Origin of the sequence: Halobacillus sp. BAB-2008 (assembly GCF_000328325.1) — a bacterium.
Classification (GTDB): domain Bacteria; phylum Bacillota; class Bacilli; order Bacillales; family Halobacillaceae; genus Halobacillus.
This window is the reverse complement of record NZ_ANPF01000087.1, coordinates 26158-48421: the sequence shown is the minus strand read 5'-3', so window position 1 is coordinate 48421 and position 22264 is coordinate 26158. Positions and strand designations below refer to the sequence as shown.

The 22264-nt window shown below is 44.3% G+C and carries 28 protein-coding genes, 1 pseudogene and 1 riboswitch; of the genes and pseudogenes, 10 read left to right on the top strand and 19 right to left on the bottom strand.

Annotation, left to right across the window (positions count from 1 at the left end):
• Positions 1 to 54: 54 nt before the first annotated feature.
• The 9 genes from D479_RS17760 to D479_RS17720 form a co-directional block, all read right to left on the bottom strand.
• A complete protein-coding gene (locus D479_RS17760) occupies positions 55 to 438 on the bottom strand; it encodes an S-Ena type endospore appendage (protein WP_008639805.1) in 384 nt (127 codons plus the stop codon).
• Positions 439 to 649: 211 nt separating this feature from the next.
• Positions 650 to 1948 (bottom strand): TRAP transporter large permease, encoded by a 1299-nt coding sequence (locus tag D479_RS17755; RefSeq protein ID WP_008639804.1) that lies wholly within the window; start codon positions 1946 to 1948, stop codon positions 650 to 652.
• Positions 1945 to 2421 (bottom strand): TRAP transporter small permease, encoded by a 477-nt coding sequence (locus D479_RS17750; protein WP_008639802.1) that lies wholly within the window; start codon positions 2419 to 2421, stop codon positions 1945 to 1947. The genes D479_RS17755 and D479_RS17750 overlap by 4 nt, the downstream gene beginning before the upstream one ends.
• 58 nt (positions 2422 to 2479) lie before the next feature.
• A complete protein-coding gene (locus D479_RS17745; RefSeq protein WP_008639800.1) occupies positions 2480 to 3499 on the bottom strand; it encodes a TRAP transporter substrate-binding protein in 1020 nt (339 codons plus the stop codon).
• 27 nt (positions 3500 to 3526) lie between these two features.
• Complete coding sequence (locus tag D479_RS17740; RefSeq protein ID WP_008639799.1) at positions 3527 to 4180, bottom strand: bifunctional 4-hydroxy-2-oxoglutarate aldolase/2-dehydro-3-deoxy-phosphogluconate aldolase; 654 nt, start codon at positions 4178 to 4180, stop codon at positions 3527 to 3529.
• A gap of 11 nt (positions 4181 to 4191) precedes the next feature.
• The gene (hxlB, locus tag D479_RS17735) at positions 4192 to 4734 is read right to left on the bottom strand and encodes a 6-phospho-3-hexuloisomerase (protein WP_008639798.1); all 543 of its coding nucleotides are present in this window, start codon (positions 4732 to 4734) and stop codon (positions 4192 to 4194) included.
• Positions 4715 to 5356 (bottom strand): 3-hexulose-6-phosphate synthase, encoded by a 642-nt coding sequence (gene hxlA, locus D479_RS17730; protein WP_008639797.1) that lies wholly within the window; start codon positions 5354 to 5356, stop codon positions 4715 to 4717. Before hxlA ends, hxlB begins: the two co-directional genes overlap by 20 nt.
• Before the next feature lie 8 nt (positions 5357 to 5364).
• Positions 5365 to 6318 (bottom strand): sugar kinase, encoded by a 954-nt coding sequence (locus D479_RS17725; protein WP_008639796.1) that lies wholly within the window; start codon positions 6316 to 6318, stop codon positions 5365 to 5367.
• A complete protein-coding gene (locus tag D479_RS17720) occupies positions 6315 to 7349 on the bottom strand; it encodes a substrate-binding domain-containing protein (RefSeq protein WP_152413423.1) in 1035 nt (344 codons plus the stop codon). Before D479_RS17720 ends, D479_RS17725 begins: the two co-directional genes overlap by 4 nt.
• A 222-nt stretch (positions 7350 to 7571) precedes the next feature.
• On the opposite strand from D479_RS17720, the gene D479_RS17715 reads away from it, so the two are divergent.
• Together D479_RS17715 and D479_RS17710 are read left to right on the top strand one after the other, a co-directional pair.
• Positions 7572 to 8102, top strand: coding sequence for a DUF420 domain-containing protein (locus tag D479_RS17715; protein WP_008639794.1), 531 nt, complete (start codon positions 7572 to 7574; stop codon positions 8100 to 8102).
• A gap of 121 nt (positions 8103 to 8223) precedes the next feature.
• A complete protein-coding gene (locus D479_RS17710; protein ID WP_008639793.1) occupies positions 8224 to 8454 on the top strand; it encodes a hypothetical protein in 231 nt (76 codons plus the stop codon).
• A 42-nt stretch (positions 8455 to 8496) separates the two neighbouring features.
• Here D479_RS17710 and D479_RS17705 read toward each other — a convergent pair.
• The 3 genes and pseudogenes from D479_RS17705 to D479_RS20020 form a co-directional block, all read right to left on the bottom strand.
• Positions 8497 to 9014 (bottom strand): annotated as a pseudogene (locus D479_RS17705) (GNAT family N-acetyltransferase).
• The gene (locus tag D479_RS17700) at positions 9011 to 9487 is read right to left on the bottom strand and encodes a GNAT family N-acetyltransferase (RefSeq protein ID WP_008639783.1); all 477 of its coding nucleotides are present in this window, start codon (positions 9485 to 9487) and stop codon (positions 9011 to 9013) included. Before D479_RS17700 ends, D479_RS17705 begins: the two are co-directional and overlap by 4 nt.
• Positions 9488 to 9506: 19 nt before the next feature.
• Positions 9507 to 9938, bottom strand: coding sequence for a PH domain-containing protein (locus tag D479_RS20020; protein WP_008639781.1), 432 nt, complete (start codon positions 9936 to 9938; stop codon positions 9507 to 9509).
• Positions 9939 to 10076: 138 nt separating this feature from the next.
• Positions 10077 to 10176: riboswitch (TPP riboswitch) on the top strand.
• A gap of 94 nt (positions 10177 to 10270) precedes the next feature.
• Here D479_RS20020 and D479_RS17690 point away from each other — a divergent pair.
• The 4 genes from D479_RS17690 to D479_RS17675 are packed head-to-tail and all read left to right on the top strand — an operon-like array spanning position 10271 to position 13794.
• Positions 10271 to 10870 carry a YkoF family thiamine/hydroxymethylpyrimidine-binding protein gene (locus D479_RS17690; RefSeq protein ID WP_008639779.1) on the top strand — a complete coding sequence of 200 codons (600 nt, stop codon included), beginning with the start codon at positions 10271 to 10273 and terminating at the stop codon, positions 10868 to 10870.
• Complete coding sequence (locus D479_RS17685) at positions 10867 to 11445, top strand: ECF transporter S component (RefSeq protein ID WP_008639777.1); 579 nt, start codon at positions 10867 to 10869, stop codon at positions 11443 to 11445. Before D479_RS17690 ends, D479_RS17685 begins: the two co-directional genes overlap by 4 nt.
• Entirely contained in the window at positions 11445 to 13070 is a 1626-nt protein-coding gene (locus tag D479_RS17680) for an ABC transporter ATP-binding protein (RefSeq protein WP_008639775.1), read from the top strand. The genes D479_RS17685 and D479_RS17680 overlap by 1 nt, the downstream gene beginning before the upstream one ends.
• Positions 13057 to 13794 (top strand): energy-coupling factor transporter transmembrane component T, encoded by a 738-nt coding sequence (locus D479_RS17675; protein ID WP_008639773.1) that lies wholly within the window; start codon positions 13057 to 13059, stop codon positions 13792 to 13794. The genes D479_RS17680 and D479_RS17675 overlap by 14 nt, the downstream gene beginning before the upstream one ends.
• A gap of 101 nt (positions 13795 to 13895) precedes the next feature.
• On the opposite strand, the gene D479_RS17670 is transcribed toward D479_RS17675, so the two are convergent.
• Entirely contained in the window at positions 13896 to 14621 is a 726-nt protein-coding gene (locus tag D479_RS17670) for an alpha/beta family hydrolase (RefSeq protein ID WP_008639770.1), read from the bottom strand.
• Positions 14622 to 14914: 293 nt separating this feature from the next.
• Here D479_RS17670 and D479_RS17665 point away from each other — a divergent pair, with 293 nt between their 5' ends.
• Positions 14915 to 15352, top strand: a complete 438-nt coding sequence (locus D479_RS17665) for a redoxin domain-containing protein (RefSeq protein WP_241210947.1) — start codon at positions 14915 to 14917, stop codon at positions 15350 to 15352.
• Positions 15353 to 15435: 83 nt separating this feature from the next.
• Here D479_RS17665 and D479_RS17660 read toward each other — a convergent pair whose 3' ends face one another.
• The 4 genes from D479_RS17660 to D479_RS17645 form a co-directional block, all read right to left on the bottom strand.
• Entirely contained in the window at positions 15436 to 16605 is a 1170-nt protein-coding gene (locus tag D479_RS17660; protein WP_008639764.1) for a GTP-binding protein, read from the bottom strand.
• Between the two features lie 16 nt (positions 16606 to 16621).
• Positions 16622 to 17755: an FAD/NAD(P)-binding protein gene (locus D479_RS17655; RefSeq protein WP_008639762.1), complete on the bottom strand. Its 1134-nt coding sequence runs from the start codon at positions 17753 to 17755 to the stop codon at positions 16622 to 16624.
• Between the two features lie 31 nt (positions 17756 to 17786).
• Positions 17787 to 18056, bottom strand: coding sequence for a 30S ribosomal protein S14 (gene rpsN, locus D479_RS17650; protein WP_008639759.1), 270 nt, complete (start codon positions 18054 to 18056; stop codon positions 17787 to 17789).
• A 161-nt stretch (positions 18057 to 18217) separates the two neighbouring features.
• Complete coding sequence (locus D479_RS17645; protein ID WP_008639757.1) at positions 18218 to 18766, bottom strand: GNAT family N-acetyltransferase; 549 nt, start codon at positions 18764 to 18766, stop codon at positions 18218 to 18220.
• A gap of 278 nt (positions 18767 to 19044) precedes the next feature.
• On the opposite strand from D479_RS17645, the gene D479_RS17640 reads away from it, so the two are divergent.
• Complete coding sequence (locus tag D479_RS17640; protein WP_008639755.1) at positions 19045 to 19440, top strand: sporulation protein; 396 nt, start codon at positions 19045 to 19047, stop codon at positions 19438 to 19440.
• A 35-nt stretch (positions 19441 to 19475) separates the two neighbouring features.
• On the opposite strand, the gene D479_RS17635 is transcribed toward D479_RS17640, so the two are convergent.
• Positions 19476 to 20615, bottom strand: coding sequence for an FtsW/RodA/SpoVE family cell cycle protein (locus tag D479_RS17635; protein WP_008639754.1), 1140 nt, complete (start codon positions 20613 to 20615; stop codon positions 19476 to 19478).
• A 126-nt stretch (positions 20616 to 20741) separates the two neighbouring features.
• On the opposite strand from D479_RS17635, the gene D479_RS17630 reads away from it, so the two are divergent.
• Positions 20742 to 21119, top strand: a complete 378-nt coding sequence (locus D479_RS17630) for a CrcB family protein (protein WP_008639752.1) — start codon at positions 20742 to 20744, stop codon at positions 21117 to 21119.
• Positions 21116 to 21487, top strand: coding sequence for a CrcB family protein (locus tag D479_RS17625; RefSeq protein ID WP_008639750.1), 372 nt, complete (start codon positions 21116 to 21118; stop codon positions 21485 to 21487). The genes D479_RS17630 and D479_RS17625 overlap by 4 nt, the downstream gene beginning before the upstream one ends.
• Positions 21488 to 21504: 17 nt before the next feature.
• Here D479_RS17625 and D479_RS17620 read toward each other — a convergent pair whose 3' ends face one another.
• On the bottom strand, positions 21505 to 22212 hold the full coding sequence (locus D479_RS17620) for a GDSL-type esterase/lipase family protein (protein WP_008639749.1): 708 nt from the start codon (positions 22210 to 22212) through the stop codon (positions 21505 to 21507).
• Positions 22213 to 22264: the final 52 nt, after the last annotated feature.

Sequence of the window (22264 nt, the reverse complement as noted above, 5' to 3'; positions counted from 1 at the left end):
ACTCTGTTTCTCCCTTCCATAATAGTAAGAATTCCTGCCCATAGCCGGAATTTTTTACACTGCATCACAATTGACTTGATAACGCGGCGTCAAACAAACTAACCCGGAGGAAATATCTCCTTCTTCGCTATCAGGTACAGTGACTTCAATGCGCGTAAAGTTCGTTGCGGTAAAGCTTACACTGCCCCCCGCATATACAATTAAAGGCGTGCCTACCTGCGTTCCATCATTATAAAAAGTGACGCTGATAAACTCGGCAGCACCAGAGTCATACGCAACGAAACCGGAACTAAAAACGTTCACTCCACTTGTCACATATATATCTTGGTTGACTCCCTGCGGCATGCTCCATCCTACGCAGACTTTATCCTTAACAAAATCACAAGATACCGTAGTATCCGTATTGAAACAATCAAAACAATCGGAACAACTCGCCATTCTTTTAACCTCCGTTCGCCATAAATAAGAACTACAGTCATATCGTATTAGTTAATATCTGAACCGGAGACGGCCAATGACTCATACAGTATGAATTTATAGGTATTTATAATTTCCTTTTTTAAATGTACATAGTAAAAAATACCGCGACCTCCTCCAAATATGGAAGAATATCGCGGTTTTATAACCCTTACTCTTTTGTTGTCAGTATTTATTGACCGGAGAAGATGTCAGGGCTCATCTTTTCCGGCAGATAAAAGGCGATGTCAGGTAGAAATGCCACGAATAACAACACGACAACCACCACTGCTATATAAGGAATAACTGCTTTGAACGAACGCTCCACAGGCAGCTTTCCGATCTTCGCAGCTAGTAGGAGACATAGTCCGTAAGGCGGGGTAACCAATCCTACAGCAAGCGTCATAACGGTAACGATCCCCAGCAGTACCGGACTTACATCGAAAGTCAATGCCACGGGAAGCAGGACAGGGATAAACAGAATCATGGCAGGTATGGCATCCATAAATGTTCCAACAAATAAAAAGAAAGCGATAACAATTAACAGGAAGACCCACTTGCTGTCAATGTTGTTTGCGAAGAATTGCTCCGCCCAAGTGGACAACTGGTAATAACTCATCAATTCTCCAAGCGCATTTGCAGCTGCTAACGCAAACAAGGAAAGGGAACTTAATGTAAGTGTATCAACAAGAATTTTAGGAAAATCCTTGATTTTCAATGTCTTGTAATAAAACATCCCCACGATAACCGTATAAATAGAGGCGAAAGCTGCTGCTTCTGTAGCTGTAAAGATGCCTGTGATGATCCCTCCAATCAAGATGACAGGAGTCATTAATGCCGGGACCGCATCAAAAAACTGCTTGAAGAAATTTGATATTGAGGCTTTTTGATAGGTCGGGTATCCTTTCTTTAAAGCCAGGAAATAAACAATGACCATCATGGAAATGCCTACGAGGATCCCCGGGATAATGCCCGCCAGGAATAGAGCACCTACAGAAACATTCGTAAGTCCAGCGTATATAATCATAGGAATGCTGGGCGGGATGATAACTCCAATAGTAGAAGAGGCTGCAGTAACTCCGACAGCCGTACTGGTATCATACCCCTGCTTTTTCATATTGGGAATTAAAATTTTCCCAACTCCTGCTGTGTCTGCCTGGGAAGCTCCAGACACCCCGGCGAACAACATAGATACAAGGATGTTGGCATGGGCCAGTCCACCCTTTATATGCCCGACCATGGACAAAGAAAAATCAATGAGTTTCTGGGATATCTTTCCACTGTTCATTAGATTCGCTGCAAGGATGAACAAGGGAACTGCCAGCAGGACAAATGAATCCAAGCCGTTGAACATTTTAACCGGGATGGTGACTTCAGGAATATAAGGGATATTAAATATGCCCACGAGAGCAACGATTCCAATGACGAAAGCGATGGGAATCCCTATGACCATCAATAAAATAAAAATGCCGACTAATAATGGACCGATCATAGTGCTGCCTCCTCTTTGGAGAATTCCTTAATGTTTTTAATAACGTGGCCAAGCGTGTAAACTGCCATCGTAGCTCCCATAACAGGAACGGAAATCCACACATAGCCCATTTTCATAGCCTCTATAGATACCCATTCATAATCCCAGAAGCTGACGGCTGCCTGCCATCCAAAATATACGATAGCTGTACTGAATAATAGAATGATAAGATCATTAATCAAATACAGAACGTTTTTGTATTTCCCTTTTGCTTTCCTTAATAAGAAATCAAACTGAAAATGTTCCCTCCGGTTCACCATGACACCAGCCCCCATGAATACAGACCATATGAAGGAGTACGTAGCGAGCTCTTCGGTCCATATAGCGGAAATGCCCATAAATCGAGTGACTACTTGAATGACAATCGTAACGAAGAAAGTAAGAAGGAACACAACACCGATGGTCAGTTGGACTCTTTCCAGTAGTTTTATCATCTACACTTGGCCTCCCTGATGAAATTAGGAAGCCGGGATCGGCCGGCTCCCTTCCTTTCTATTCCAATTCTTTGATTTGCTTAAGGATATCCTGCGCACCAACTTTATCCGCCGTCTCCTTTTGGATCGGTTCAGCCGCATCCATGAATGGTTGGCGATCAATTTCGTTCACTTCCGCCCCATCTTTTACTGCCTGCTCCTTATACTCTTCTTCCTGGGCATTTACCGCTTCTCTTTCTGCCTTTACGGATGCTTCGGCAGCTTCTAAGACTGCTTTCTTCTGCTCTTCTGAATAGTTATCGAACTTATTGCCGTTAATCAAAAGAAAACGTGTCGTATAGTCATGGGCTGTTTCAGTAATATATTTACCATTATCTACTTTGTGATGATTTTGCTGCACGAAATACGGATAGGAGTTTTCAGCCGCATCTACAACGCCCTGCTGCATTCCCTGGTACAGCTCTCCCCATGCCACAGACGTAGGAACCGCGCCGACCTGTTCCCAATAATCCGCTACTGCACCGGAGGTCTGTGTTCGATATTTCATGCCCTTAATGTCTTCGATTGTTTTAAGAGGTTTCTTTCCATAGTAATGTCGTACACCCGCCGACCAATATCCCAGCAATTTAAAATCATTCTTTGATTTCTCATTGATGATATCGGCCATTTCCTTTCCTATGGAACCGTCAACTACCTTTTCCCAATGGTCATAATTTTTAAATACATAGGGTACTGCAAAAAGGTCAATCTCTTCAATTCCCGTTTTAGACATAAAGCCGGGAGAAACAAGAACGATATCTGCTCCGCCAAGTTTTAATTTCTCCACCAACTCTGATTCACTTGTTCCCAATGTGCCTGCATGAACTTCTACTTCAATTCCCGCGCCTGCACTTTCAGCCGTTTCTTTGAAAGCTTCCATCCCAATTTGATAAGGGTTTTCCGGAGACGTTTGGTTATGAGCGGCTACGATTTTGATGCTTCCTTCTCCGGAAGGATTCTTAGCTTCACCATTGCTGCAGCCTGCTGAGACAAAAGCGATGATTGCAAAAGAACAAAAAGCCATTAGTAATTTCTTCATTAAATGTCCTCCTCCTATTGGATGCGCTTACATAGTAGAAAAAGATAGATTTATTTTTTTCTTCACCATCGAGACATAATCCTCGGTTAACTGTTCCAACGACGTGTAATCTTCGGTCTTTTGATAGGCAGAGGGTCGGACCAATTGGCTTCCAATCCCGACAGCATCCGCGCCGCTTGTCAAATATTCCTCCATATTCCCGAGATGAATCCCCCCTGTAGCCATAACTTTAATGTCAGGGAACGGACCTTTTAGACTTTTAATATATTGCGGGCCCATAACATGCGCTGGAAATACTTTAACCATTGCAACTCCATACGTTAGCGCCTGGCTGATTTCCGTTGGAGTGAGGACTCCCGGAACACACAGTTTCCGGTATCGGTGGGTAAGCTTTATTGTGTCGATGTTCAATCCCGGAGATACGATGAATTCTGCTCCTGAAGCAATCATTTCCTTCGCCGTTTCTGGATCAAGCACCGTACCAGCACCAACCAGCATCCTAGTTCCGAACTCTTTCTTCACATCAGCTATCATGGCTGCCGCTCCAGGTGTCTCTGCCGTAATCTCCACTGCTTTTATACCACCTATAAGCAAGGCTTCCGTAATGGGAACAATCTTATCTCGTTCTACCCCTCTGATGACAGGAGTCAGGCACAGCTTATTTAAGATCTCTTCCTGCACAGTTTCCCCTCCTATTCTAAATTGGCGTGTCTTGCCGCCATTTCTTCTTGATCGCCACCCACTACCTGTATAACCACAGCATCCAAAAAGAGGTGGACGGATTGATCAAACTGGTTACCAAGAGGCTGAATGGTTTCCGGTTCACCCGCGTTTCTTCTCTTCGTCGCTGCAGGAACAAGAACATATGTATCGCACTTATCCAGAATTGGCGCATCCGAATTAGTAGTAACAACAGCGGTTCTCGCTCCTGCTCCAGCCGCCGTTTCCGTATATTGGACAAGACCTGAGGTCGTACCGGAACCAGTTATGGCAATAAGGAGATCCCCTTTTTCGATAGTTGGTGTAATTGTTTCCCCGGTTACATACACTTCAAATCCTCCATGCATAAGCCTCATCGCAAACGCTTTTCCCATCAAACCCGACCGGCCTTCTCCCGTCACGAATATCCGATTTGCTTTGCCTAATTCCGCTGCAAGTTTCAAGGCTTGGTCCTCATTTATATTACGAAGCACATCCGTGACTTCCTTGGCTACCTCAACAATAATTTCCTTCAACCTTCATCGCCCCCTTTATAGCTTCCGCTTCCGCTTTTGGATTCTCTGCTTTCGTTAGTGCACTGCCCACAATGACGATTTGCGGTTCGTACTCGGACAAGGTCTTTATTTTATCTATGCTTATCCCACCAGCTACCGCTATATCAAAGTCTGGATACTCTTTAACTAACGAAAATAACTCATCCATCTCCGCGCCCTTCTTTTTCTGCATATCTTTTCCATAATGAAGACCAACCAAGTCGACACCAAGGTTCGACAGCTCTTTCAGCCTGGTTTCATTTTGAACATTTAACAGGTCGACCATGACTCGCTTTCCGTATATTTCTGCCATTAGAAGAGAATCCTTAATTGTTTGATCCGCAGAAAAGGCCATAACCGTAGTGACATCTGCACCTGCCCTGAAAGCTTGTTCCGACTCGTGCTTGCCGGCATCACATGTTTTCATATCTGCAACCAAAGTCGATTCAGGATACGCGGCTTTTAATTCAGCGAGAAAAGAAACACCGTACTCTTTAATGACACCTGTCCCGACTTCAATCCAGTCCACGTATGCCTTCGTTTCTTCGATAAGATCGATGCAATTTTCTTTGGTCATTCTATCCAATGCAAGCTGTAACTTCATAAGCTCCCCTACCTCTCTATCATTTCTTTCTCCCCAAGCTGAACAAATACATCTTCCAATTCAGGCAATCCTTCATTATCCCCGTGTACACTTACCACCATGGATCCAATGGTATTAGCAAATGCTAACGTTCGGTCCAAGGACCATCCTTGAAGCAGACCATAAATGAAGCCGGCATCAAATCCATCCCCGGCGCCTACCGTATCAACCACTTTGGCTGGAGGTACGGCAGGCATAGTAGCGGATTGATTATCTTTAAACGCATAAGCACCTAAATCTCCGTGTTTTACAGCCACAGTAGTTATTCCATAAGCGGTACACGCAGCGGCAATATCACGTGGGTCCGTCACTCCAAATAACAGTTCCGCCTCTTCGACACCGGTAAGCATGATATCTACATAAGGCAGCAACTCCTTTAAGGACTCTTTTGCTTCTTCTCTGCTCCATAGCTTCAAACGGATATTCGGGTCGAAGGAAATTAATGCCCCATGATCTTTGGCATATGTAATCACCCGCTTCAACAATCTTATGTTTTTTGCCGGGTTGATCGCAGCAAATACTCCTGTTATGTGGAGCACCTTCGTATCGCGGATGAAATCCATATTGAACGTCTGTTCTGTGAGTGTCTGTGTAGGGGAATTACTCCTGTAATAGAACGTGCTGCCACTTCCATCCTCTTTGATCTCCTTGAAATTAATGGAGGTAGGGTGTCCGTCCACAAGCTTCACTTCTGATACGTCAATTCCTTCCCCTCTTGCAAAATTGCGAATATACTTTCCGAATTCATCCTTTCCAAGTCGGCTGATCCAAGCAGTTTCAAGCCCAAGTCTTGCGCAGCCAATGGCGAAGTTAAACTCAGCGCCCCCTGCTTTACGCTCAAACGTATGAACATTCCTCAGCGGTCCTTTTTTCAAAGGGTCAAATGTAATCATTGCATCTCCTATCGTCGCAACATCTTTCATTTCCCATCACCATCTCCTTTCCCCTTCTTTAGAGAGTCTCGGATCATCAAAGTCGGCTGGAACCGAAGATCAGACTCCCGTATCTCTTTTTTAGTAATTTGATTGAGAAGCAGTTCCGCGGCCTTTTTCCCCATTTTAAAAGTTGGTTGAGCAACGGTGGTAATGGCCGGAGAGTAAAATCCTGCGAAGGAAACATCGTCAATTCCTATCAACGCCAATTCATCCGGTATAACCACATTCTTCCTTTTGGCATATTTCAAGATTTCGATCAAAACGAGGTCGTTACCGGCCAGGAGAGCATCCGGAGGTGTATCCAATCTCAACAGCTCTTCCAATTGGTCTGTCAGGCCCTGAGGTTCAGCGCTGACAATATAATCTTCTGAAACCGCGATGCCATGGTTACTCATCGCTTCTTTGTAACCTTCGATTCTATCTATCCTAGTAGAAATATGCTCAAGGATGGATGTCGTAATAACAGCGATCCGCTCATACCCTTCTTCTACTAGGTGGTCGACTGCAAGTTTGGATGCTTTTCGATTATCAAGCGATACGGTCGGGATGTGGACGTCGGTTATCGTGCGGTCGAGAAACACGACCGGGTACGAAGCGTCCTTCATTTGTCTATACAAGCTAAGATTGTTCCCTGTAGGGAAAATGATCAGGCCATCCACCTGCTTCGCCCGCAGCATTTCAATATAATGCCTTTCTTTGACAGGATCATCATCTGCGTTACAAATAATCGTATGGAAATCTTCCCCGTGGCAATAGTCTTCGATCGCTCTTGTTACTTCTGTAGTAAATGTGTGCAGGATATTCGCTACAATGACACCTATTGTCTTTGTGGATTTCTGCTTTAAACTCCGCGCTACGATATTAGGCTGGTAACCAAGCTCCTGAATCGAAGCTTCAATTCTTTCCTTTGTCTTTTCCCCCATGTACGTGTAGCGTTTATTCAAATATTGAGAGACCGTGCTCTTCGATACATCTGCATGCTTTGCCACATCGGCTATTGTCACTGTCATTTTATACATCGACTCTTTCTTTTAAGTTTAATAAATCGGTTTAGTAAATCGGTTTAGTGATAGTATAATGCCTTTGTAAGCGTTTTACAATCATTATTTTCAGAAATTTCTACACAGAGAACCCATAAAGTTACTATTTTTGTCACGACAGCTGTATCTTCATTAGTGAATTTCTCGGGTTTTTTTAATATACTTAGATTGGACAACTTAAAGAGAGATGGTGAATTTCACATGGAGATTAAAAAAGATTTCAATTACGTCCCTTGGGTCGTGGGGCTTTCAATTGTCATTAACGCCATTGTTGTGGCACTATTATTCGCTCCTGAAATTGAAGGAGATACAGGTTTTGATCTGAAACTGCTACCTCTTCTAAATGCAGTTTTCAATTCCTTTACGTTCGTTTTTCTATTGGCAGCGTTGTTTATGATTATTCGAAAGAATATTAAATGGCATAAACGGTTCATTTTCGCCGCTTTCACAACAACAGCATTGTTCTTAATTTCTTACCTGACCTACCATTCGATGGCTGAGTCTACTCATTTTGGTGGGGAAGGAATAATCGTACCTATCTATTACTTCATCCTGATCACCCATATCGTTCTTGCAGCGCTGATCGTACCATTAGCACTTGTTACACTATTCCGTGGGCTTTCCATGCGCGTCGACAAACACAGGAAGATTGCCCGCTGGACGATGCCCCTCTGGCTGTATGTCAGCCTGACAGGCGTCATTGTTTACCTAATGATCTCCCCATATTATTAAACGCAAAAAAGATCCAGGAACCTGCAGTTCCTGGATCTTTTTATGGGTAGGTTTGAGAAAAATTATATCGGGAAAGTATAAAAGTAGTTACATCTATTCTTTTCGTTATAAGGAGCATTCCATGGATATTTTGAAACATATGTTGGAAGAAGGCTATGGTTCCGCCAGGTTTTCCTCTGTCAGCGGGAAAGAATTCCACGTTGACCTCCATGACTTGATAAGCAGTAAGGAGCTCTTTGATAAGATGGAGATTATTCCACGGGCAATTGAGTATTTCCCCTTTGAAAGAGTCCCATATATCGCCCTCAATGACGGGGAAAAATCCTACAAAATTAAACTTATTAAATTATAACCATATAAGAAAGCAGACCTTATTCACCGGCCTGCTTTCTTTTTATTTTCTGCTTATCCAAAACCGCTTGACTACGTTGCCGTCCTCTTCCACGAAGTCTTGGTCTTCCTTCCCCCCATTTTTCAAAATAGCTTTCCAAGACCCTGTATTCCACTGATCACATACGACAAGGACATCCGTTATCTTCATTTCCCAGGCTTTCTCCAATGAAAGGCGCAGTAATGTCGTTGCATAACCATTCCTTCTTTCCGAAGGTCGGATACTATATGACCGCCTTCTTTTCTCAGACGATCTGTCAATTTGTGGCGTATGTTGGTAACACCGATTATTCGTTCTTGTTTATCCATCATCCAATAGGTGGTGTCCGGTACCCACCCGGGAGGAAGATAGACTCCTCGTTCATTATTTTCCAGGAATTCTATCATCTCGTCAAAAGCATACGGATCTTTCTCTATGACCCATGGTATCATCGTTTCTCCACATTCCAGCCATTCCTTATAATAATTTATGTAAGCATCCTTCCACTTCAAGGCAGGCTTCACCAGAGTCATTTCACTCATCTTTCCCCATCTCCTTTCACCAAAACGATTTCATCCAAAATTGGTATCCCTGTAGAAGAAAAGCGGGGGATGGATGGTTTTACTAATCTCGCTTTTTCAACCGCTCCTCTAACGACGGACTTCAATCGGAAGCCTCTGCGCTGATAGAAACGGATAGCATGAATATTTTCATTCGTCGTGATTACCTTAATCCTTCGACCATCTGCAACACTCTCGACTCTATCAATCAGAAGAGAACCTATCCCTCTTCCTTCCCTCAAGCTGTCCAGAGATACGATTTCCACTTCCTCCTCACTCTCCACGTATGTGATGAGACCGATAATTTCTCTTTTTTCCCCCACATATGTGAACCCATCTAACTTCCTGCAATCGTAGATCCCGCTTGATACGATCATATATGGACTGTCCCAGTTATCCTTAAAAAAGGAATCCCACTTTCCCTTAGCTGTCTCCTGTTTTTTGTATATATTCATGAAAGTGCTCCGTACTTTCTCATCTACTCCCAATCTCCTTCAGAAACAGCGATTTATTTTTCGGGGATACTTTAATGGACTCCGCTGTTCCATAGTGAATTTCCAGGCGGTCAAAGGAAAGGGCAGGTGCCTGAAGTATATCTTTCACTTCCTCCACTCTCCTGATTTGGTCAAGCGGTACACGCTTCCGGAAAGGACCGTAGACGATTTTCAACTCCTCGTGATCGATGATATATCGTGTCCCAAAATATATCCAGCCGACGAGCGCACTTATAACAACTGCAAAGATCACCTTGGCAATGTAAGAATTCGAAAGGCCGGGAATCATAAATACCCCCCACTCCAGGCCGCCTATCGCATCAATAAGTACCACTCCCATTACCAGAACCAAGAAGACGGATAACCACTTGCTTTTCTTTGACGTGAATCGAAGGGATTGCTGATTGCTCATACCATCTCTCCTTTATGGAAATTTTATACTACTACATTCTACGACCGGACCCCTGCATACGTTTCAAGAAAAACAACCATTTACAAAAATTAAAATATTCGCTAAGATGAAGGCATCCAAGACAACTGCATAACGTGGAACTTGCACTGGGGGAGCTGCATTTGCGGCTGAGAGGTTTATCCGACCCTTAGCACCCGAACTAGATAATACTAGCGTGGGGAAGTGCAGCCTGACTCTCGCGATCAGACTTCTTTTTTGGCTTTTCTTTTCGATTGTTGGACTGCATTCCCATGGAATGCAGTTTTTTTGTGTTTAAAAAAGGAGGAAATTAAATGACTCAAGTATGTGGAAATTCAAAAATTGCCGGCTGCTCTTTTTCTGTCCATCCTATGTGTAATGACTTTCAGGATATGATCATGACAAGCCTTCAACAGACCGACACATCCAAAGTATGGATGAAAACGGATCATGTTACGACGACGGTTCGCGGACGCTTGGAACACGTCTTTGACGTAGCCAAAGCCGTCTTTCACCATACCGCCGTCACAGGGGTTCATGCCGCATTTCAGGGGACGTTTTCCATCGGCTGCCCGGGCGATTCTACTGGTGATGTGTACCTGGATGAAACATCTAACGTGATGAACAGGAATACAGCAGCTGTCAAACAGGCGGTGGCAGCTAAGTTTTCTCTATACCCTTTAGGTGGAGGTAAGTATATGGAAACGATTTACGAAAAGATTGAAAGGATGAGAGAACAAGGCATTTCTGTAACACCTGCCCACTATTCTACCAGGCTGGAGGGGGATATCCACGACATCTTTCACGGTTTGGAAAACGTGTTTAAGGAAACAGAAGCCGGTGGATCCTCCCACACCGTGATGACTGTGAGCATTTCTGCAAACAGCCCATCTAAAAAGGAGGAGGAGGAATGAAGAACTGGAAATTAAAAGAAATCGTCGTCATGTCTGTACTTGCCGTCGTATTCGCTGTTGTTTACTTAGCTTTTCTACCTGTAGGCAAAGTTCTGTCCGGATTAATGGGTCCGATTGGATATGACTTCATATATGGAATATGGTTCATTGTCTCCATTATCGCCGCCTACATACTAAGGAAACCAGGCGCTGCATTCTTATCGGAAACCATTGCCGCCACTGTGGAAATGCTGCTCGGGAATGCGTCCGGACCGATGCTCATTTTGACAGGCGTCATTCAAGGACTTGGGGCAGAGACCGCCTTCGCCATCACCCGTTATAAGAGTTACCAACTCCTTACACTTATGCTCTCCGGTATGATGGCTGCCGTGTTCAGCTTTTTCTGGGAATATTTCCGCCTGGGGTACAGCGCCTTAAGTACGGATTACGTAGCAGCTATGTTCATCATTAGACTTCTAAGTGGAGCTCTCATCTCCGGGCTGGCAGGAAAAGCAATTGCCGATGCCCTTGCCAAAACAGGAGTGCTGTCAGGATTTGCTCTGGGTAAAGAACGTCGTAGGAAGCGGGCGGCATAATGAAAATGATTTTTGAAGTTGACCATTTATCGTTGACTTATGACCAACACCCGCAGCCGGTACTTAAGGATATAAACTTAAATGTCGCACAAGGAGACAGCGTTTTGGTACTTGGTCCAAGTGGCTCGGGAAAAAGTTCCCTGGTGCATTGCCTGACGGGACTTTATCCTGAAGAACTTGACGGCACCATGACCGGTACCGTCAAGATAGCAGGAAAAGATGCGTGCACCTATAAACCGGGAGAAGCAGCAAAAAAAGTAGGCGTCGTATTTCAGGATCCTGAAACGCAGTTTTGTATGCTTACAGTAGAGGAGGAAGTAGCTTTTGGTCTTGAGAATTTAGCCGTACCTCCTTCGCAAATGCAGGATCTTATCGAACAGGCGCTCTCCTGGGTTGGTCTGGAACAATACAAGAAAGAAAAAATCCACGTCCTTTCCGGCGGCCAGAAGCAGAAACTGGCTCTTGCCTGTACACTCGTAATGGAGCCGGATGTGCTGATATTAGATGAACCAACAGCGAATCTGGACCCGGTTTCGGCTAGAGAATTCATCGAGATCCTCTCAGAAATAAAGCGTAAGCGTAAACTGACTTTAGTAGTCATCGAACACCGGTTGGAAGGCTGGCTTTCTCTTCTTACACGCGTAATCGTCCTTGAGAAAGATGGACATATGTTTAGTGAGGGACCACTTCTGGAAAATTTGAAAACCTATGGGCCTACCTTGATGAAAGAAGGCGTCTGGCTCCCCTACTCTGCCCGCACTGCCATGGCTCTTGGATGGAAGGGAAAGCTACCGCTGAGCATAGATGAGTATGTATCGCTGCCAATTCCTTTACCAGCTCCCGAAATAAAAAAGCCGGCGACTGAGGGAACGCTATTGTCAGCAAATAACGTGGCATGGAAAGAAGTCCTTCATAATATCCATTTGGATATCCATCCTGAGGAATGGGTGGCCGTCGTTGGAGCGAACGGAAGTGGAAAAAGCAGTCTTTCCAAGCTTTTAGCGGGTATTATAAAGCCGTCCAACGGAGATGTTGCTTTCAAAGGAAGATCGATCACACGCTGGAAAGAGAAGCTTCTTCGCCGCGAAATCGGTTATGTTTTTCAAAATCCCGAACACCAATTCATAACAGATTCTGTATTTGAGGAAGTGTCCTACAGTTTGAAAGAGCGAGAAATGGATGAACAAGAGACGAAGGAAATAGTCCGGAAGACGCTTCGACTCTGTCAATTGGAAGGCTTGGAACATTCTCATCCATTCCTTTTGAGTCAAGGACAGAAACGGAGACTCAGTGTCGCCACCATGCTCGTTTTGGATGTCAATCTACTTATTTTGGACGAGCCGACATTCGGTCAGGATGCTGGTTCTACCGAAAGTCTTATGCAGATCCTGAAAGAAAAACACGACCAGGGCACCTCCATCATCATGATCACTCATGACATGGAGCTTGTCGACCGTTTTGCAACAAGGACCATCGTTATCCAGGAAGGCGGTATTCAATGGGACGGACCTACGGAAGAACTATGGGAAATAGAATCATTGGAAGATTACCATTTGGAAACACCCCCGAGGCTGAAACTGACATCCTCAAGGGACGCAAAGGAGCGGACTCATGTCTTTTCATAACGTTAACCCGACAGTGAAAGCATTGACGATCCTCGCCGTTGTCTTCGTGCTGGCTTTACGATACGATCCTGTCACCCCGGCGGTTTTCTCTGCTGCAACAATTGCCGTCACTTTTTTGTTCGGAAATGTAAATAAGAAGTTGTATGTGATCTATTTAATGATATTTTCCATCTTCGCCTTTGGGATGTTATGGACAACCATCGCATTCGCGGACGTTCCTGCAGATGCTAAGGAAACGGTTTCCTTGTTCGGATGGGTCGTCCCAAAAGAAGATTGGCTAATGGCATTATCTTTATCCTTCCGCATCATCGCATTTGCATCGCTTTCCTTATTGTTTGTCTTTACGACAAATATGGTGGAGTTTTTATTAAGCTTGATGCAGCAGCTTCGGCTGCCACCAAAACTCGCCTATGGCATTTTGGCAGGCTACCGCTTTCTTCCCATGATGAAGGACGAATTCCAACAAATCCGTGCAGCCCACCGGATCCGGGGCATCGAATACGCTTCCAGCCTGCAAGGAAGATGGATGCAATACCAACGTTATCTCATACCTCTACTAGCAGGAGCCATCCGAAAGGCAGAACGTACGGCTGTCGCAATGGAATCCAAAGGGTTTACAGGTAGTTGGAATCGTACCTTTTACAGACCCATGACTATCCGTAAGAAAGATTGGATGTTTCCGCTCCTCATGACGGCCATCCTTATGGGATCGATTCTCATATAGGTAAATGATCATTCCCACTCCTAAAGAAAATCCGAACGACCAATTCAGGTCTGTTCGGATTTTCTTTAGTGTTATATTTCCTGGTTGGGACATGCATTTGCTTACTCTTCCATGTCCTGTATCCAGTCCGTCATATCGTTTATAATGATGTCCTGCTGCTCCCATACGGTTATTTCAGCTTCCTTATCTCCTTTTTGAGGACCGTAAACACCAAACTGACCGTGATTACCACCAGGTATTTCCTTCCAAGTCGTCTGATTGGAAAGCAGCTGTTTTGTCTCTTCGACCTTATCAAGCGTCGTCAGTCCATCCCTCTCCCCGTATATCGAAAGGATGGGAAAGTCCGTTCCGGACAAATCATCTCCGGCAGGGTAGGAGGCCAGTAAAATTAACCCGTCGACCTCATTCATATTCCTGGAGGCAAAAGATGCAGCTGCGACCCCCCCAAGGGAATGACCGCCAACATACCAGTGCTTAACATTCGGATAGTCATCGATCAATTGCTCTGCTTTATCGCTGTCCAACATGGCAAGATTAAGGGTGACTTCAGGAATTCCTGTTACATATCCATCATCTGCTAAATTTTCGGCAATATAGCTGTATGCTTCCGGCTCTACTTTCGCTCCTGGATAAAGGACGATTCCTCCTTTGACGGCACCTTGCGGAATGTAAGTGATCCACCCATCTATACGGGACGGAATTTCCGTCCTTTCTTTCAATTCCGGAGATGCTTTATATGTCTGCTGTGTCCAAATCAGAAAAGCTGCTACTCCAGCTGCAGCTAAGACAAGAAGACTAATACCAATATATTTCCACCTTTTCTTCATATACCCTCCACCTTCATCTGTACCTTGGATTAATAGAATGATTCTATAAGATATAGATGGAGATTGTCCAGTTGGAAGATGGTTTGATATTAACCCCAATTGGTTATGCTTATGGATGATCCATTATTTTAAGAACCACTGAACAAGGAGCCGCATACGTTTGGTAAGAGATGCAATGAATCATAAAGGAGGTCACCATATGGCTGATATCACCCTTGGAGATCCTGCTCCAAATTTCTACCTTCCCTCTGTAGATGGAAGTAATTTTCTCTTTGAAACACAGCGGAAACACTATGAAGAATCGTGGCATCTCATTGTTTTCTTTCGCGGGTCTGGTGCCTGTGTGTATAGAAACCCTTAAGGAACTGGAAGTGTACCATGCAGAGCTTCATAAGAACGATATACAAGTAACTGCCATAAGCGCAGAGCCTTTGAATAAATTGAAAAGAATGAAGGAAAAAGAGAACCTGACATTCCCTGTTCTATCCGATGAATTCTTTTCCGTTCTCGACGCTTTCGGTGTCTACATTCATAAGACAGGAGCCCCCTATGAAGATCACGGCGCGCATGGCGAACCAGCATACTTTCTTTTCAATAAAGGCGGGACGCTTATGTACCAGCAGAAACAGACAGGTCCATTCGGGCGCCCTTCTCCAGAAGCAATCTTACAGACCGCTGCATTGATCCGAAGTCATATGAAGACTACGCCTCCAAAAGAAGAAAGTGGATAATTAATAAATCAACTTCAGAAGCTTTCTGAACACGGAATGAATTAAGCATGTGAATGGTCCAAAAAGAATGCCCATTTTCTGTGCTATTGGTAGGAAGGAAGAGTATCTGGAAAGGACCTCCAATCCATCTGCATCTCTTCCTCACTCAGCAGACATCCATCCAGTTCCTTTTGAATGGTTTCCTTGTCCATATTTGCACCAATGAATACCAGCTCCGTCAATCGATCCCCATGCATAGTATCCCACTCATCATAGAGAGCCGGATCTTCTTCCAACAAAGCAGACTGCTCCTCTGCGGGGTAGGACGCTATCCAGGAACCTGCCTTCTGGATGGATAAAGACGGGCCGGCCTGGGAAAGCAGACCAATGGCTTCATTCCTGGAAGCAAGCCAGAAAAAACCTTTAGAACGGATGACTGTATCCGGCCATTTCTCGAGCCATTGATGGAACCTTTCCGGATGGAAGGGTCTTTTCCTTTTATAAAGAAACGATGCGATTCCGTATTCCTCCGTTTCCGGCACGTGTACTTCATTCAATTCTTTGATCCAGCCTGCAGACTGACTGGCCTGCTCCCAATCAAATGAATAAGTACCCCACACTTCTTTTACATCCAGTTTCCCAAAGGATGTTTCGACAATTTTGGCATCCGGGTTCAATCGACGCAACACGGCAGAAAGATACTCCCTGTCTTCATCCCTAACAAGATCCACTTTATTGACGACGATTACGTTGGCAAACTCGACTTGGTCTATTAGTAAATCGATTACTTCCCGCTCATCCTCCTGACCTGACCCTTCCCCTTTGTCTATCAGTGACTCGCCAGATTGATAATCATGCCAGAAGCGATAGGCATCAACAACTGTGACCATCGTATCCAGTCTGCAGATAGAATTCAAATCAATTCCAGTTTCCTCATCTTTATAAGTGAATGTCTGTGCGACGGGGATAGGTTCGGAAATTCCTGTCGATTCAATGATAATATAATCGATATCCAATTTAGTTAATTTTTCCACTTCTATAATAAGATCTTCTCTTAATGTGCAGCAGATGCACCCATTTTGAAGTTCCACCAATTTTTCCTGCGTGCGCTTAAACGCCCCGTGTTTAATCAAAGAAGCATCTATATTCACTTCACTCATATCATTCACGATAACGGCTGCTTTGACCCCTTCTTTATTATGCAGAATATGGTTTAAAACTGTAGTTTTACCCGAACCTAAGAAACCGCTTAATACCGTAACAGGTACTCTCATTCATCCTTTTCCTTTCTTATAAAGCAGAGATGCGCTCTGCCACTTTTCTTGCACCTGCAATATTCCTTGCAGCTGGACCAATTTCAAGCTCAGCTAACGGACCTGTGACAAAAAGGCCCGATGCCCACGCCAGATTTTTATCGGGTATTGGAAACCCACACGGGGCACAAGGCAGGTCGGCTTGGCATATGGTCTCTTTTAACCAGAGAGGAAGCTTCTGCTCTGATCCAGTAGCAAAAATGCATTCGTTCACTTCGATCGTACAACAGTCCAAGGACAGCTGGATTTCCATCCCTTTATCCTCTACTTTCTCTATTTCACCTGTGTGAACAGTCAGCATCTTCTTTTTTTCCAACCTGTTAGCCTTTATGTGAAGATCCCTTGTTATCGACCCTTTATTACGGGCATGACGGATCATATCTCTTCGCTTTATATAGCAGGTGCTTTCATTAAATTTATTTAAATATTTTGGACCTAACCATCCGGGATCACTGTCAAAGTCCTTGATTCTGAACGGGTGACGTTTGATAAGATGGACCGGCTTCTCTGAAGTCTCAGCAAGCGATGCCGCCAAATGAACGGCTGACATTCCACCACCAATCACCGCCACTTCCCCTTCCTTTTGAAACGTATCGTGGGAAAAGACGTGGACAGGCTTTCTTTTCAACCCCTCCGCCCAGGCAGGTATAGATGGATACTCCGTCGCACCAACAGCAAGAACGACATTTTCAGCTATCATCTCTTCCCCGTCGTCAAGCTGGATCTTCCAAACATCGTTCAGCTTCCAGAGACCTCTTACTTTCCCTTTTTCCCAACACGACTTAAGATCAACAGCATGAAACATATCTTCACAGTGATTATTAAACATTTCAAGCATCGGGCGGTCATATCGACCGACAAACCCTTTCGTATATTCCTTCTGCTTCTTGTATTTTCTCAAGCTGTAAGGGTCGGGATGAAGATGATGAACGGAAGAGGACCGAAGATATTTCATCCCCACTTTAGAAGTTAATGTTTTCCATTTTTCCATTGGATGATCATGCGGGTCGATAATTACTACATCTTCCTTTCGCGTTTTCTCCTGAAGTAAAAGCCTTGTGGCAACGCTGCAACCGTGTACCCCTCCCCCAATAATCACCCACTCAAACATCATTTTCACCTCTTATTCCTCTGTTTTGAGATTACCAGCTTGATTTCTTCACGCCGGGAATCTGGCCTTTATGGGCATAATCTCTAAACGTGATACGTGACATTTTGAATTTTCGCATATATCCGCGGGGCCTTCCTGTGACTGCACACCTTCCAGTCAACCTTGTAGGAGAAGAATCCCTCGGCAGTTTACGAAGGGCCTCATAGTCACCCCTTTCCTTTAGTTCTCTTCTCAAGCTCGCATACTTCGCGACTAATTCCTGACGTTTTCTTTCCTTGGCAATCTTCGATTTTTTAGCCATCCTGTATCTCTCCCTAAAAAGTAATTATTACGATTTAAAAAACGTTAAAAAAAACACCCTCGAGGATGTTTTTTAGTAACGATTACGATTTACATGATATCGTATCGTTCCAATCTTGTAAAGTTTCTTTCCTCTCATGAAGAATACCGTCCTTTCCAACACTACGAAGACAGATCGTATTCCTCACTTAATAGCGAGTGAATGAAAGCGTCGTGACTTTGATCTTCACGGACTAAATAGTTCCGCAGCGTCCCTTCTTTCTTAAATCCGAACTTCTCCAACATACGGTTGGAAGGAATATTATCAGGAAAAGTGACAGCCCCGAGCCTACGTATCTTCAGCTCAAGAAAGGAAAAACGGATAATCTCTTTTACTGCTTCAGATCCCAATCCGAGACGCCAAAAGTCAGGATGAATCTCATAACCGATCTCCGCCCTCATGGCTCTTGGATTCCAATTGTTGAGACCAACTGTACCTATAAATCTTGACTCGTTCTTCACTGTAAGGCCCCAGCGGATTCCCCGCTTTTCCTTCCAAGTGGATTGGAAAGACCGGATGATTTCTCTCGCCTGCTCCGGAGTTTTCAATGCATCCATCCCATAATATTTGGTCACTTCTTCTCTGGACATGATGTCTAAATATGCAGCAGAATGCTTTCTTGATACATTAGTAAGTGACAATCTTTCTGTCTCCAAAATGGGAAATTCCATCTCCATCCCTCCTGATAAAATCAACCATACCACACCCTTAGAGAAAAGAATAAAGAAATTTCGAAAAAATGTTGACGAGGAGTGAAGCGTTAGGTAATATATGGCTACAGTCTTTAGAAAAAGAAAGATCATTGATTTTTGTGCAGCGAGGCGAAGGCTCAGTGGGAGCTGTTCGTGATGGATCTGCCTCTTTTTCACAGGAATGGCGATGGACCTTTATTTCTCCGTCGGGAATTATAATTTTGAGCAGCTATCACTTTTGTTCGGAGGTCTTACCTATGATTGCGAAACTACTGAACCTGGTTGGAGTTGGATCCCCAAATGTTGATCTTGTGTTATCGAAAACGAATTTTCACCCTGGGGATACGGTAACCGGTGCATTCCATTTCCGGGGAGGAATTAGTACACAAACTGTGAAACGGCTTGAATGTGATCTGATGAAGAAAGAACCCGGGGAAAACCCCGTATGGATCCAAGCCGTCACAACCATTTTAATGGCCCGCACGATGGAATCAGGGACCCGTGAAGAGTATCCATTCAGCTTTGAGATACCAGATAACATCGACTGCTCCAATCCGGCTCTGACATATGAACTAAAAACACGTCTTGTTTTTACGAACGATAAGAAAACATCCGATACGGATATGATTCATATCATTCCGAGACACGAATAAAAAAACGCCGTCCCTTTGAGGGCCGGCGTTTTCCGTTATGCGGCTATTTTGTCTTCCTGGTTTTTCTTTACTTTCGATACAGCGTGAATATTGATCAGGATACCCACAGAAAACATCATCATCAATAATGACGTTCCACCGTAACTCACAAAAGGAAGTGGAACTCCAGTGAGCGGAATCATTCCCGTCAACCCTCCGAGGTTTACAGCTGTTTGTATTCCTATCAGACCCGATATCCCTATTGCCAATAAACGCCCGAACATATCATGGCTCTTCATACTAATGAAAAGTCCCCTGAGTACAATCAAGGCAATCAATCCGAGTACCACAGTTACTCCAATAATGCCAAGTTCTTCTGCCACAACAGCCATGATGAAATCCGTGTGTGCTTCCGGCAGATAACCGAGCTTCTGGACACCTGCTCCGAGACCCGTACCAATCAAACCGCCATTATGTATTGCAAGGTAGGAATTGATCAGTTGATAGCCGGAATCATCAGCGTTTTGAAAGGGCTGATAGGCTCCCTCAAAGCGCGACATCTGCTCTTCACTAAGTCCGAACATATACAAACAGACGGCTGTTACACTAGCAAGTGTCAACAGGAATATAAGGTGGGACCGCTTCAGGCCGCTTGACATAATAACTAGTCCGGATACAGCAAGCGCAATAACGGCTGTCCCTAAGTCAGGCTGTTTAAATATCATACCGATGATGAGCATGGTCATGATGATAGGCGGCAGCAATCCGCGTGCAAAATCTTCAATGTAATCTTTTTTCTTCGTGTAAATAGCTGCAAGGTAGATAATCAATGTCATCTTGGCCAGCTCCGCAGGCTGAAAGCGCCCCAAAAACGGGATCGGCAGCCAGGATTGGGCGTTATTGGAAGTATGCCCGATGGCAAATACAAGCAGCAGAAGCACGATGGTCAATAAAAGCAGTAGTTTGAACAACTTCCTGTAATTCCTGTAAGGAAGGACAATTCCGAGGAACAAAGCGAACAAGCCTATTATCCACGAAACCACCTGCCTTTTAAAGAAAAAATCAGGGGTTACATCGTACACCATCACACTACTGACCATACTCGCGCTGTACACCATCACTGTACCGAAAGCGGAAAGGGCCAGAACTGCGAATAGGATGGAAAAATCCATGTTTTTTAAAATCTTCAGAATCATTGGTAACCCTCTTTCATCTGTTCCTTCCCTTAAATTATAAGGCTTATCTTCCCGTAAAAAAGCATTCCTTTCAAATAACTTCGAAAGTAATTATAATGTCATATAGATAGGCAGGTGTTTTGTAAGATGGTATACCTTTATGTCGGTATGGGTGGTTTTATCGGGGCTGTCCTGCGTTACCTCGTCGGGTTGTTTTTGATGGGGCCGGTTACAGGTTTCCCGTACGCCACGCTTTTTGCCAATTTGACCGGCAGCTTCCTGCTGCCCGTCCTGACGATAGGCTTTTTAGAGAAGCATGATATTTCAAGAGAATGGAAGAGCGCAATTGGTACAGGATTAGTCGGATCTTATACGACTTTCTCGACTTTGACGACAGATGCACTGGCTCTTTACGGAACAGGCGCGTCTATTCTTTCCATTACTTATATTATCATCAGCCTTGCCGGGGGGCTTCTATTATCTAAATTCGGTTTCGAACTCGGAAGAAGGAGGGTCGCATCTTGATTTTCTTAAAAATTTTCTTAGTGGGTGCGGGAGGTTTCCTCGGTGCCATCCTTCGGTATGAGGCAAGCGAGCGTATGAAAGGGTGGATGAATGGGGACTTCCCATGGGGAACGTACACAGTGAACCTCCTGGGTTCCTTCCTGTTGGGATTCTTAATAGGCAGGGATACGCCCCCGTTGGTATTGTTATTCGCCGGAACAGGATTGATGGGCGCCTTTACAACCTTTTCCACCTTTAAGTTTGAGGCTGTTAAATTACTTGCGCAGGAGAAGCGGATAACATTCTACGTGTATCTTACCTTCAGCTACGCAGGCGGCTTGCTCTTTGCGTTTACAGGACTAAAACTCGGGCAATGGTTCGTATACTGAACCTTGTGCCCGAGTTTTTATTCATCAAAATCATATGCCTGGATAATCCGTTTCGTCAATCGTTCGTACCCTTTTTCATTCAGATGAAGTTCGTCACTGAAAATACGTGTCGTTTTTTCTTCAAAAAGATCATTGGTTTCTACAAACGTGATACCTGTATAAGAATCGATCAGACCCTTGCTCGTGCTATTCCATTCCTTAATAATTTCATCTATTTTTCCATTATCCGGGTAAGGGTTATAAAGACCGAGAAAGAGGATGGGAGCATCTCCGTTCGAACCCCTCACCGTTTTCAAGATTGATTTTAAATTCTTTACATAATCCTTTTTACCCGCAGCGATTGCCTCCTTATTGATTTCTGACAAGTCTCCCCCGTTACTTTCAATCAAGTCATTGGTTCCAATGAATAACAGGATATAGTCTGCCTTCTGCAATGACTTCAGAACTTCCGGATCATTCATCTGGGTTAGCATCCCGTCCGTCTGCTGATCAGGAATTCCGTAATTATCTACTTTCACATCTTCTCCATTCGTTTCAAACCACTGTTTAAGGTTTTCCACGTACCCTTGTCCGCTGTCATCTCCAATTCCATAGGTCAATGAATCTCCCAATGCGACAATTCGCTCCTCTTTTGGACCGAACCAATCATTTCCCGCACCTATCAGAATAATAGGGACGAAGACGACTAATACAGCAAGGATGGCCTTAGTTGTTGTTTTTTTCATGACTGCACCTCCGAATCCATGACACGTAGTTTCCCCAGTTACAAAGGAATAA

What these genes read in the sequence shown, in the direction of transcription:
- D479_RS17680 (WP_008639775.1), top strand. Translation starts at nt 11,445, where the DNA reads ATGAAAATGATTTTTGAAGTTGACCATTTATCGTTGACTTATGACCAA.
- D479_RS17710 (WP_008639793.1), top strand. Translation starts at nt 8,224, where the DNA reads ATGGATATTTTGAAACATATGTTGGAAGAAGGCTATGGTTCCGCCAGG.
- D479_RS17635 (WP_008639754.1), bottom strand. Translation starts at nt 20,615, where the DNA reads ATGATTCTGAAGATTTTAAAAAACATGGATTTTTCCATCCTATTCGCA.
- D479_RS17670 (WP_008639770.1), bottom strand. Translation starts at nt 14,621, where the DNA reads ATGAAGAAAAGGTGGAAATATATTGGTATTAGTCTTCTTGTCTTAGCT.
- D479_RS17665 (WP_241210947.1), top strand. Translation starts at nt 14,915, where the DNA reads ATGAAGAATCGTGGCATCTCATTGTTTTCTTTCGCGGGTCTGGTGCCT.
- D479_RS17715 (WP_008639794.1), top strand. Translation starts at nt 7,572, where the DNA reads ATGGAGATTAAAAAAGATTTCAATTACGTCCCTTGGGTCGTGGGGCTT.
- D479_RS17645 (WP_008639757.1), bottom strand. Translation starts at nt 18,766, where the DNA reads ATGGAATTTCCCATTTTGGAGACAGAAAGATTGTCACTTACTAATGTA.
- D479_RS20020 (WP_008639781.1), bottom strand. Translation starts at nt 9,938, where the DNA reads ATGAGCAATCAGCAATCCCTTCGATTCACGTCAAAGAAAAGCAAGTGG.
- rpsN (WP_008639759.1), bottom strand. Translation starts at nt 18,056, where the DNA reads ATGGCTAAAAAATCGAAGATTGCCAAGGAAAGAAAACGTCAGGAATTA.
- D479_RS17655 (WP_008639762.1), bottom strand. Translation starts at nt 17,755, where the DNA reads ATGTTTGAGTGGGTGATTATTGGGGGAGGGGTACACGGTTGCAGCGTT.
- D479_RS17685 (WP_008639777.1), top strand. Translation starts at nt 10,867, where the DNA reads ATGAAGAACTGGAAATTAAAAGAAATCGTCGTCATGTCTGTACTTGCC.
- D479_RS17750 (WP_008639802.1), bottom strand. Translation starts at nt 2,421, where the DNA reads ATGATAAAACTACTGGAAAGAGTCCAACTGACCATCGGTGTTGTGTTC.
- D479_RS17630 (WP_008639752.1), top strand. Translation starts at nt 20,742, where the DNA reads ATGGTATACCTTTATGTCGGTATGGGTGGTTTTATCGGGGCTGTCCTG.
- D479_RS17690 (WP_008639779.1), top strand. Translation starts at nt 10,271, where the DNA reads ATGACTCAAGTATGTGGAAATTCAAAAATTGCCGGCTGCTCTTTTTCT.
- D479_RS17660 (WP_008639764.1), bottom strand. Translation starts at nt 16,605, where the DNA reads ATGAGAGTACCTGTTACGGTATTAAGCGGTTTCTTAGGTTCGGGTAAA.
- D479_RS17620 (WP_008639749.1), bottom strand. Translation starts at nt 22,212, where the DNA reads ATGAAAAAAACAACAACTAAGGCCATCCTTGCTGTATTAGTCGTCTTC.
- D479_RS17720 (WP_152413423.1), bottom strand. Translation starts at nt 7,349, where the DNA reads ATGTATAAAATGACAGTGACAATAGCCGATGTGGCAAAGCATGCAGAT.
- D479_RS17755 (WP_008639804.1), bottom strand. Translation starts at nt 1,948, where the DNA reads ATGATCGGTCCATTATTAGTCGGCATTTTTATTTTATTGATGGTCATA.
- D479_RS17675 (WP_008639773.1), top strand. Translation starts at nt 13,057, where the DNA reads ATGTCTTTTCATAACGTTAACCCGACAGTGAAAGCATTGACGATCCTC.
- hxlA (WP_008639797.1), bottom strand. Translation starts at nt 5,356, where the DNA reads ATGAAGTTACAGCTTGCATTGGATAGAATGACCAAAGAAAATTGCATC.
- D479_RS17745 (WP_008639800.1), bottom strand. Translation starts at nt 3,499, where the DNA reads ATGAAGAAATTACTAATGGCTTTTTGTTCTTTTGCAATCATCGCTTTT.
- D479_RS17725 (WP_008639796.1), bottom strand. Translation starts at nt 6,318, where the DNA reads ATGAAAGATGTTGCGACGATAGGAGATGCAATGATTACATTTGACCCT.
- D479_RS17700 (WP_008639783.1), bottom strand. Translation starts at nt 9,487, where the DNA reads ATGAATATATACAAAAAACAGGAGACAGCTAAGGGAAAGTGGGATTCC.
- D479_RS17640 (WP_008639755.1), top strand. Translation starts at nt 19,045, where the DNA reads ATGATTGCGAAACTACTGAACCTGGTTGGAGTTGGATCCCCAAATGTT.
- D479_RS17760 (WP_008639805.1), bottom strand. Translation starts at nt 438, where the DNA reads ATGGCGAGTTGTTCCGATTGTTTTGATTGTTTCAATACGGATACTACG.